The organism is Pseudomonas sp. FW300-N2A2 (assembly GCF_017351735.1).
GTDB classification, from domain to species: domain Bacteria; phylum Pseudomonadota; class Gammaproteobacteria; order Pseudomonadales; family Pseudomonadaceae; genus Aquipseudomonas; species Aquipseudomonas migulae.
Genome location: NZ_JACNDU010000035.1, coordinates 17,602 through 26,799 on the forward strand (window position 1 = coordinate 17,602; position 9,198 = coordinate 26,799).

At 54.2% G+C, this 9,198-nt stretch carries 20 protein-coding genes; all 20 read right to left on the reverse strand.

Annotated features, from left to right (window positions below):
- Nucleotides 1-20 precede the first annotated feature (20 nt).
- On the reverse strand, nucleotides 21-641 hold the full coding sequence (rpsD, locus tag J4E42_RS26165) for a 30S ribosomal protein S4 (RefSeq protein ID WP_003210056.1): 621 nt from the start codon (nucleotides 639-641) through the stop codon (nucleotides 21-23).
- An 18-nt stretch (nucleotides 642-659) separates the two neighbouring features.
- Nucleotides 660-1,049: a 30S ribosomal protein S11 gene (gene rpsK, locus J4E42_RS26170; protein ID WP_002555466.1), complete on the reverse strand. Its 390-nt coding sequence runs from the start codon at nucleotides 1,047-1,049 to the stop codon at nucleotides 660-662.
- A 30-nt stretch (nucleotides 1,050-1,079) separates the two neighbouring features.
- Complete coding sequence (rpsM, locus tag J4E42_RS26175; RefSeq protein ID WP_003186020.1) at nucleotides 1,080-1,436, reverse strand: 30S ribosomal protein S13; 357 nt, start codon at nucleotides 1,434-1,436, stop codon at nucleotides 1,080-1,082.
- Between the two features lie 130 nt (nucleotides 1,437-1,566).
- Nucleotides 1,567-1,683 (reverse strand): 50S ribosomal protein L36, encoded by a 117-nt coding sequence (gene rpmJ, locus J4E42_RS26180; RefSeq protein ID WP_002555468.1) that lies wholly within the window; start codon nucleotides 1,681-1,683, stop codon nucleotides 1,567-1,569.
- A gap of 27 nt (nucleotides 1,684-1,710) precedes the next feature.
- A complete protein-coding gene (gene secY, locus J4E42_RS26185) occupies nucleotides 1,711-3,039 on the reverse strand; it encodes a preprotein translocase subunit SecY (protein ID WP_003228718.1) in 1,329 nt (442 codons plus the stop codon).
- Nucleotides 3,040-3,477, reverse strand: a complete 438-nt coding sequence (rplO, locus tag J4E42_RS26190; protein ID WP_007896782.1) for a 50S ribosomal protein L15 — start codon at nucleotides 3,475-3,477, stop codon at nucleotides 3,040-3,042.
- A gap of 3 nt (nucleotides 3,478-3,480) precedes the next feature.
- A complete protein-coding gene (gene rpmD, locus J4E42_RS26195) occupies nucleotides 3,481-3,657 on the reverse strand; it encodes a 50S ribosomal protein L30 (protein ID WP_003186033.1) in 177 nt (58 codons plus the stop codon).
- Between the two features lie 2 nt (nucleotides 3,658-3,659).
- Nucleotides 3,660-4,160, reverse strand: a complete 501-nt coding sequence (rpsE, locus tag J4E42_RS26200; protein WP_007943782.1) for a 30S ribosomal protein S5 — start codon at nucleotides 4,158-4,160, stop codon at nucleotides 3,660-3,662.
- A gap of 3 nt (nucleotides 4,161-4,163) precedes the next feature.
- Complete coding sequence (gene rplR, locus J4E42_RS26205) at nucleotides 4,164-4,514, reverse strand: 50S ribosomal protein L18 (RefSeq protein ID WP_003186037.1); 351 nt, start codon at nucleotides 4,512-4,514, stop codon at nucleotides 4,164-4,166.
- Nucleotides 4,515-4,524: 10 nt separating this feature from the next.
- Entirely contained in the window at nucleotides 4,525-5,058 is a 534-nt protein-coding gene (rplF, locus tag J4E42_RS26210; protein ID WP_003176412.1) for a 50S ribosomal protein L6, read from the reverse strand.
- Nucleotides 5,059-5,070: 12 nt separating this feature from the next.
- A complete protein-coding gene (rpsH, locus tag J4E42_RS26215) occupies nucleotides 5,071-5,463 on the reverse strand; it encodes a 30S ribosomal protein S8 (RefSeq protein ID WP_003186040.1) in 393 nt (130 codons plus the stop codon).
- A 210-nt stretch (nucleotides 5,464-5,673) separates the two neighbouring features.
- Nucleotides 5,674-5,979 (reverse strand): 30S ribosomal protein S14, encoded by a 306-nt coding sequence (gene rpsN, locus J4E42_RS26220; RefSeq protein ID WP_003176414.1) that lies wholly within the window; start codon nucleotides 5,977-5,979, stop codon nucleotides 5,674-5,676.
- Between the two features lie 13 nt (nucleotides 5,980-5,992).
- A complete protein-coding gene (gene rplE, locus J4E42_RS26225; protein WP_003176415.1) occupies nucleotides 5,993-6,532 on the reverse strand; it encodes a 50S ribosomal protein L5 in 540 nt (179 codons plus the stop codon).
- Nucleotides 6,533-6,554: 22 nt separating this feature from the next.
- Nucleotides 6,555-6,869, reverse strand: a complete 315-nt coding sequence (gene rplX / locus J4E42_RS26230) for a 50S ribosomal protein L24 (protein WP_003176416.1) — start codon at nucleotides 6,867-6,869, stop codon at nucleotides 6,555-6,557.
- Nucleotides 6,870-6,880: 11 nt separating this feature from the next.
- Nucleotides 6,881-7,249 (reverse strand): 50S ribosomal protein L14, encoded by a 369-nt coding sequence (gene rplN / locus J4E42_RS26235; protein ID WP_002555479.1) that lies wholly within the window; start codon nucleotides 7,247-7,249, stop codon nucleotides 6,881-6,883.
- A 23-nt stretch (nucleotides 7,250-7,272) separates the two neighbouring features.
- Nucleotides 7,273-7,539, reverse strand: a complete 267-nt coding sequence (gene rpsQ, locus J4E42_RS26240; RefSeq protein WP_003176419.1) for a 30S ribosomal protein S17 — start codon at nucleotides 7,537-7,539, stop codon at nucleotides 7,273-7,275.
- Nucleotides 7,540-7,541: 2 nt separating this feature from the next.
- The gene (gene rpmC / locus J4E42_RS26245; RefSeq protein WP_008030901.1) at nucleotides 7,542-7,733 is read right to left on the reverse strand and encodes a 50S ribosomal protein L29; all 192 of its coding nucleotides are present in this window, start codon (nucleotides 7,731-7,733) and stop codon (nucleotides 7,542-7,544) included.
- Nucleotides 7,733-8,146: a 50S ribosomal protein L16 gene (rplP, locus tag J4E42_RS26250; RefSeq protein WP_008030899.1), complete on the reverse strand. Its 414-nt coding sequence runs from the start codon at nucleotides 8,144-8,146 to the stop codon at nucleotides 7,733-7,735. The genes rpmC and rplP overlap by 1 nt, the downstream gene beginning before the upstream one ends.
- Nucleotides 8,147-8,158: 12 nt before the next feature.
- Nucleotides 8,159-8,845 (reverse strand): 30S ribosomal protein S3, encoded by a 687-nt coding sequence (gene rpsC, locus J4E42_RS26255; RefSeq protein ID WP_003176422.1) that lies wholly within the window; start codon nucleotides 8,843-8,845, stop codon nucleotides 8,159-8,161.
- Nucleotides 8,846-8,858: 13 nt separating this feature from the next.
- Nucleotides 8,859-9,191 carry a 50S ribosomal protein L22 gene (gene rplV / locus J4E42_RS26260; RefSeq protein ID WP_003103908.1) on the reverse strand — a complete coding sequence of 111 codons (333 nt, stop codon included), beginning with the start codon at nucleotides 9,189-9,191 and terminating at the stop codon, nucleotides 8,859-8,861.
- Between the last annotated feature and the right edge of the window lie 7 nt (nucleotides 9,192-9,198).

Genomic DNA, 9,198 nt, shown 5'->3' on the forward strand with positions numbered 1-9,198 from the left:
ATGCACCTATTTTCTAGCCCTTACTTGGAGTAGAGCTCGACAATCAGGCTTTCGTTGATGTCGGCGGACAGATCACTGCGAGCTGGAACGTTCTTGAAAACGCCCGACTTCTTCTCAGTGTCTACTTCTACCCATTCTACGCGGCCACGTTGGGCACACAGATCGAGAGCTTGGACAATGCGAAGTTGGTTCTTTGCTTTCTCGCGAATCGCGACCACGTCACCAGCACGAACCTGGTAAGACGGTACGTTTACGGTCTGGCCGTTAACGCTGACGGATTTGTGCGATACCAGCTGACGGGATTCGGCACGAGTAGAGCCAAAACCCATACGGTATACAACGTTGTCCAGACGGCATTCGAGCAGTTGCAGCAGGTTTTCACCGGTTGCACCTTTCTTGCCAGCAGCTTCTTTGTAGTAGCCGCTGAATTGACGCTCGAGAACGCCGTAGATACGACGAACCTTCTGCTTTTCACGCAGTTGGGTGCCGTAATCGGACTGGCGACCGCGGCGTTGGCCGTGGATACCAGGTGCTGCTTCAATGTTGCACTTCGATTCGATCGCGCGCACGCCGCTCTTCAGAAAGAGATCGGTGCCTTCGCGACGAGCGAGTTTGCATTTTGGACCAATGTAACGAGCCATTCTTTACAATCTCCTGGATTACACGCGGCGCTTCTTCGGCGGACGGCACCCGTTGTGCGGGATTGGCGTCACGTCGGTGATGCTGGCGATCTTGTAGCCACAGCCGTTCAAAGCGCGGACTGCAGATTCACGACCTGGGCCTGGACCTTTGACGTTAACGTCGAGGTTTTTCAGACCGTATTCCAGCGCAGCTTGGCCAGCACGTTCAGCAGCTACTTGAGCAGCAAACGGGGTGGACTTGCGGGAACCGCGGAAACCCGAACCACCGGAGGTAGCCCAGGAAAGAGCGTTGCCTTGACGGTCGGTGATGGTCACGATTGTGTTGTTAAAAGAAGCATGGATGTGGGCGATGCCATCAACCACTGTCTTTTTAACTTTTTTACGAGGACGAGCAGCAGGTTTAGCCATGATTAATTTCCTGTCGATTCGCTGGGGCGATTACTTGCGGATCGGCTTACGCGGACCTTTACGGGTACGCGCGTTAGTCTTGGTACGCTGACCGCGTACTGGAAGACCACGACGATGACGCAGACCGCGATAGCAACCGAGGTCCATCAAACGCTTGATTTTCATGTTGATTTCGCGACGCAGGTCACCTTCAGTGGTGAACTTCGCCACTTCGCCACGCAGCTGTTCAATCTGCTCGTCGCTCAGATCCTTGATCTTTGCGGCTGGGTTTACCCCAGTCACTGCACAGATCTTCTGTGCAGTAGTGCGACCAACACCATAGATGTAGGTCAGCGAGATAACAGTATGCTTGTTATCTGGAATGTTAACGCCTGCAATACGGGCCATTCAGTGGGACTCCAATTGACAGCTACCTACGCCCCGGAAGCCAAGAAATAGGGCGCGAGATAATATCGCTGTAATAACAAATAATCAACCCGGTAGCGCACTAGCTACCGGGCTTGAAGCACAATCACACTCAGCCTTGGCGCTGTTTGTGACGCGGTTCCGCGCTGCAAATTACTCGAACAACACCTTCGCGGCGAATAATCTTGCAGTTACGGCACAGCTTTTTCACCGATGCACGAACTTTCATCACCAACTCCTCGAACCTTATGGGTACTCAGCGCAACATGCCGCTGCCGTAACCCTTCAGGTTGGCTTTCTTCATCAGGGATTCGTACTGGTGCGAAACGAGGTGCGATTGTACTTGGGACATGAAGTCCATCACAACCACGACGACGATCAGCAACGAGGTCCCGCCAAGGTAGAACGGTACGTTTGCCGCAACCACCAGGAACTGGGGAAGCAGACACACGGCCGTCATGTAAAGAGCACCGAACATGGTCAAGCGAGTCAGAACGCCATCAATGTAGCGCGCAGACTGCTCACCTGGACGGATGCCCGGAATAAAGGCACCGGACTTCTTCAGGTTTTCCGCTACGTCTTTCGGATTGAACATCAACGCCGTATAGAAGAAGCAGAAGAAAATAATCCCTGCACTAAACAGCAGAATATTCAACGGCTGACCAGGAGCGATCGACTGCGAGATGTCCTGCAACCAGCCCATACCTTCAGACTGGCCGAACCAGGCACCCAACGAAGCCGGGAACAGCAAAATGCTGCTCGCGAAAATGGCCGGAATAACACCGGCCATGTTCACCTTCAGCGGCAAGTGGCTAGTCTGCGCAGCGAAGACCTTACGGCCCTGCTGACGCTTGGCGTAGTGAACAGCAATACGACGCTGACCACGCTCAATGAACACCACGAAACCGATAATCGCTACTGCCAGCAAACCGATGGCAACCAGGGCGAAGATGTTGATATCACCCTGACGTGCAGACTCGAAAGACTGCCCGATCGCTCTCGGAAGACCGGCGACGATACCCGAAAAAATCAACATCGAGATACCGTTGCCAACACCACGCTCAGTAATCTGCTCACCCAGCCACATCATGAACATCGCACCAGCCACAAATGTGGATACCGCGACGAAATGGAAGCCAAAGTCACCAGTGAACGCAACGCCCTGCCCTGCCAGACCAATGGACATGCCAATTGCCTGAACAAGAGCGAGGACGACAGTGCCGTAGCGGGTGTACTGGCTGATCTTGCGACGGCCAGCTTCACCTTCCTTCTTCAACTGCTCCAGCTGCGGGCTGACGGCGGTCATCAGCTGCATGATGATCGATGCCGAAATGTACGGCATGATCCCCAATGCAAAGATGCTCATCCGTTCCAGCGCGCCGCCGGAAAACATGTTGAACAAGCTAAGAATGGTCCCCTCATTCTGTCGAAACAGGTCCGCGAGTCGGTCCGGGTTGATACCTGGAACCGGGATGTGTGCGCCTATTCGGTAGACGATAATCGCCAGGAACAGAAAACGCAGACGAGCCCAGAGTTCAGACATACCGCCTTTGCCGAGCGCAGAGAGAGCACCTTGCTTAGCCATTTATTCCTCGAACTTGCCGCCAGCTGCTTCGATAGCCGCACGCGCACCTTTGGTGGCGCCGATTCCCTTTCCGATGGTAACAGCGCGAGTCACTTCACCGGACAGCATGATTTTCACACGCTGTACGTTGACGTTGATCACGTTGGCATCTTTCAAGGACTGCACGGTGACGATGTCGCCTTCCACTTTAGCCAGCTCGGACAAACGCACTTCTGCGCGATCCATGGCTTTCAGGGAAACGAAACCGAACTTCGGCAGGCGACGATGCAGCGGCTGTTGACCGCCTTCAAAGCCTGGAGCAATGGTGCCACCGGAGCGGGAGGACTGACCTTTGTGGCCACGGCCACCGGTCTTACCCAAACCACTACCGATACCACGGCCCGGACGATGCTTTTCGCGACGGGAACCCGGCGCTGGACTCAGATCATTGAGTTTCATCGATTAACCCTCGACACGCAGCATGTAGTAAGCCTTGTTGATCATCCCGCGATTCTCGGGAGTATCAAGTACTTCTACAGTGTGACCGATGCGACGCAGACCCAGACCCTTAACGCACAGTTTGTGGTTAGGGATGCGGCCGGTCATGCTTTTGATCAGCGTAACTTTAACGGTAGCCATGATCAGAAGATCTCCTTGACGCTTTTGCCACGCTTGGCGGCAATGGATTCAGGAGACTGCATAGCTTTCAAACCTTTGAAAGTGGCGTGAACCACGTTTACCGGGTTAGTCGAGCCGTAGCACTTGGCCAGAACGTTCTGAACGCCAGCAACTTCGAGGACAGCACGCATAGCGCCGCCAGCGATGATACCGGTACCTTCAGAAGCAGGCTGCATGTACACCTTCGAAGCGCCGTGACCGGACTTCATTGCGTACTGCAGAGTGGTGCCGTTCAGGTCAACTTGGATCATGTTGCGGCGAGCAGCTTCCATTGCCTTCTGGATCGCAGCAGGCACTTCACGTGACTTGCCACGGCCGAAGCCAACACGCCCTTTACCATCACCAACCACGGTCAACGCGGTGAAAGTGAAGATACGGCCGCCTTTAACGGTTTTGGCTACGCGGTTAACTTGAACCAGCTTCTCGATGTAGCCTTCGTCGCGCTTTTGGTCGTTATTTGACATAACTTAGAACTCCAGCCCAGCTTCACGAGCAGCATCAGCCAGCGCCTTGACGCGGCCGTGGTACTTGAAGCCAGAGCGGTCGAAAGCCACCTGCGAGACGCCAGCGGCTTTAGCACGCGTAGCGACCAGCTGGCCAACCTTAGTGGCCGCGTCGATGTTGCCAGTGGCGCCATCACGCAGTTCTTTATCCAAAGTCGAGGCAGATGCCAGGACTTTGTTGCCGTCGGCCGAAATGACCTGGGCGTAGATGTGCTGCGACGAGCGGAACACGCAGAGACGCACGACTTCGAGTTCGTGCATTTTCAGGCGTGCTTTGCGAGCGCGACGCAGTCGAGTAACTTTTTTGTCGGTCATTTGCTATGCCCTACTTCTTCTTGGCTTCTTTACGACGGACGACTTCGTCCGCGTAGCGCACACCTTTGCCTTTGTACGGCTCTGGTGGACGGAAGTCGCGGATCTCGGCGGCCACTTGACCTACCAGCTGCTTATCGATGCCCTTGATCAGGATATCGGTCTGGCTAGGAGTCTCAGCGGTGATGCCTTCCGGCAGTTCATAATCCACTGGGTGCGAGAAGCCAAGAGCCAGGTTCAGCACTGTGCCTTTTGCTTGCGCTTTGTAACCAACACCGACCAGCTGGAGCTTACGCTCGAAGCCTTGGCTTACGCCTTGGACCATGTTGTTTACCAACGCACGAGTGGTACCAGCCATTGCGCGAGTTTGTTGATCGCCATTGCGAGCAGCGAAACGCAGCTCACCAGCTTCTTCAACGATCTCAACGGACGAATGGATGTTCAGTTCGAGAGTGCCCTTGGCACCCTTCACCGAAAGCTGTTGGCCTGCGAATTTGACTTCGACGCCGGCTGGCAGCTTAACGGGGTTCTTAGCGACGCGTGACATGCTTATCCCCCCTTAGAACACAGTGCAAAGAACTTCGCCGCCGACACCGGCAGCGCGCGCAGCACGATCCGTCATCACACCTTTGTTGGTGGAGACGATAGACACACCGAGACCGCCACGAACTTTTGGCAGATCATCGACGGACTTGTACTGACGCAGGCCTGGACGGCTAACGCGCTTCACTTCCTCGATGACCGGACGGCCTTCGAAGTACTTCAGCTCGATGGACAGCAGTGGCTTGATTTCGCTGCTGATCTGATAACCCGCAATGTAACCTTCGTCCTTCAGGACTTTGGCAACAGCTACCTTCAAAGTAGAAGATGGCATGCTTACGACGGACTTTTCAGCCATCTGGGCATTACGGATTCGAGTTAGCATGTCCGCTAACGGGTCCTGCATACTCATGGGCTAGACGCTCCTAATACACAAAAAATTAGCCTTGCGGCTACTACGTGTCGCCGAGGACATCCGTGCAAAAAAAGCACGGGCTCAGGCGAGCCGGGTATTCTAGACACACCCCACAAATGAATCAAGCCCCAAAAGGGGCTTGATTCAAGTTCAAGGTCACCGGCGGTCAGGATCTTGCGATCCCGAACACCGAGACTTTGATAGTGCTTACCAGCTGGCTTTAACCAGACCAGGTACGTCACCACGCATTGCAGCTTCACGCAGTTTGTTACGGCCGAGGCCGAACTTGCGGTAAACGCCGTGTGGACGACCGGTCAGGCGGCAGCGGTTACGCATGCGCGAAGCGCTTGCGTCACGTGGCTGCTTTTGCAGAGCTACTGTAGCTTCCCAACGCGCTTCTGGACTTGCGTTCAGATCAACGATGATAGCTTTCAGTGCTGCACGCTTTTTGGCGTACTTGGCAACCGTGAGCTGACGCTTCAGCTCGCGGTTTTTCATGCTCATCTTGGCCATTTTCCTACTCCAATCAGTTGCGGAACGGGAATTTGAAAGCACGCAACAGGGCGCGACCTTCATCATCGTTCTTGGCAGTGGTGGTCAGGGTAATGTCCAGACCGCGGAGAGCATCGATCTTGTCGTAGTCGATTTCCGGGAAGATGATCTGCTCTTTAACGCCCATGCTGTAGTTACCACGACCATCGAAGGACTTGGCATTCAGGCCGCGGAAGTCGCGAACCCGAGGCAGGGAGATCGACAGCAGACGATCCAGGAACTCGTACATACGCTCACGGCGCAGGGTCACTTTGACGCCGATCGGCCAACCTTCACGGACTTTAAAGCCAGCGATGGATTTCCGAGCGTAAGTCACAACGACTTTCTGGCCGGTGATCTTTTCCAGGTCAGCAACGGCGTGCTCGATGACTTTTTTGTCACCGACTGCTTCGCCCAGACCCATGTTCAGGGTGATTTTGGTAACGCGTGGAACTTCCATCACGTTCGAAAGCTTAAGTTCTTCCTTAAGCTTCGGTGCGATTTCTTTCCAGTAAATCTCTTTTAGTCGTGCCATGGTCTCATCTACCTAGCAGTGTTCAAGCATCAACCGCTTTTTGGGTCGACTTGAAGACACGAATTTTCTTGCCGTCTTCTACTTTGAAACCAACGCGATCAGCCTTGTTGGTTTCGCCGTTGAAAATGGCTACGTTAGAAGCGTCCAGTGGAGCTTCTTTCTCGACGATACCGCCTTGTACGCCCGACATCGGGTTAGGCTTGGTATGACGCTTGACCAGGTTCAGACCACCGATAACCAGACGGTTATTAGCGAGAACCTTAAGCACCTTACCGCGCTTACCTTTGTCTTTGCCGGCGATCACGATGATCTCGTCGTCACGACGAATCTTTTGCATGTCGGATCTCCTTACAGCACTTCTGGGGCGAGCGAGACGATCTTCATGAACTTCTCAGTACGAAGTTCACGGGTCACTGGCCCAAAGATACGGGTGCCGATCGGCTCTTGCTTGTTGTTCAGAAGAACAGCAGCGTTGCCATCAAAGCGGATAATGGAGCCATCAGCACGACGAACGCCGTGACGAGTGCGGACTACAACAGCAGTCATCACTTGGCCTTTTTTCACTTTACCGCGAGGAATTGCTTCCTTCACGGTAACTTTGATGATGTCACCGATACCAGCGTAACGACGATGGGAGCCACCCAGCACCTTGATGCACATAACGCGGCGAGCGCCGCTGTTATCGGCCACATCGAGCATGGATTGAGTCTGAATCATATAATTTCTCCGACCCCTAGTCCTTAGACTTCCACAGCGCGTTCGAGAACATCAACCAGCGCCCAAGACTTGGTCTTGGCCAAAGGACGAGTTTCACGAATAGTGACTTTGTCGCCGATGTGGCACTGATTGGTTTCGTCGTGCGCGTGCAGCTTAGTCGAACGCTTAACGTATTTACCGTAGATCGGGTGCTTAACGCGACGCTCGATCAGAACGGTGATGGTCTTGTCCATTTTGTCGCTGACAACACGGCCAGTCAGCGTACGGACGGTTTTTTCGGCTTCAGCCATGATTACTTACCTGCCTGCTGTTTGAGCACAGTCTTCACGCGAGCGATGTCACGCTTAACTTGCCGGAGCAGGTGAGACTGCCCCAACTGGCCAGTTGCTTTCTGCATGCGCAGATTGAACTGGTCGCGCAGCAGGCCGAGCAGTTGCTCGTTAAGCTGCGGCGCGTCTTTTTCACGAAGTTCGTTCGCTTTCATCACATCACCGTCCGTTTAACGAAGGCAGTGGCGAGCGGCAGCTTTGCAGCAGCCAGGGCAAATGCCTCACGCGCCAGCTCTTCAGAAACACCCTCGATTTCATACAGGACTTTGCCTGGCTGAATCTGGGCAACCCAGTATTCCACGCTACCTTTACCTTTACCCATCCGAACTTCGAGTGGCTTCTTGGAAATAGGCTTGTCCGGGAATACACGGATCCAGATCTTGCCGCCACGTTTAACGTGACGGGTCAGTGCACGACGCGCTGACTCGATCTGACGAGCGGTGAGACGACCACGAGCTACAGACTTCAGCGCGAACTCGCCGAAGCTGACTTTGCTACCGCGCAATGCCAGGCCACGGTTGTGACCAGTCATCTGCTTGCGGAACTTCGTACGCTTTGGTTGCAACATTTGGCGTACCCCTTACTTAGCAGCTTTTTTACGAGGCGCTGGTGCTTGTGGTTTCAGTTCTTCTTGGCGACCACCAATTACTTCGCCTTTGAAGATCCAAACCTTTACACCGATCACACCGTAAGTGGTGTGAGCTTCGTAGTTGGCATAGTCGATGTCGGCACGCAGGGTGTGCAGTGGCACACGACCTTCGCGATACCATTCAGTACGTGCGATTTCAGCACCGCCGAGACGACCGCTCACTTGGATTTTGATGCCTTTGGCACCAATGCGCATGGCGTTCTGTACAGCGCGCTTCATAGCGCGACGGAACATTACGCGACGCTCCAGCTGCTGAGCTACGCTCTGCGCAACCAACATACCGTCGAGTTCCGGCTTGCGGATTTCTTCGATATTGATGTGCACAGGCACACCCATTTGCTTGGTCAGGTCCTGACGCAGTTTCTCAACATCTTCACCTTTCTTCCCGATAACGATACCTGGACGAGCGGTGTGGATGGTGATACGTGCAGTTTGGGCCGGACGATGGATATCGATACGGCTTACGGACGCGCTTTTTAGTTTGTCTTGGAGATACTCACGCACCTTCAGATCAGCGAACAAATAGTCCGCATAAGTCCGACCGTCTGCGTACCAGACGGAGGTGTGCTCCTTGACGATTCCCAGGCGAATGCCAATGGGATGTACTTTCTGACCCATCTCTTCGACTCCGTTACTTGTCAGCAACCTTGACAGTGATATGGCAAGACCGCTTGACGATGCGATCAGCACGGCCTTTGGCACGTGGCATGATTCGCTTCAGCGAACGCCCTTCGTTGACGAAAACGGTGCTGACTTTAAGGTCATCAACGTCTGCGCCTTCGTTATGCTCGGCGTTGGCTACGGCCGACTCCAGCACTTTCTTCATGATCTCGGCGGCTTTCTTACTGCTGAAAGCCAACAAGTTGAGCGCTTCGCCCACCTTCTTCCCGCGGATCTGGTCGGCGACCAAGCGGGCTTTCTGGGCGGAGATTCGAGCGCCCGACAACTTAGCGGCTACTTCCATTTCCTAA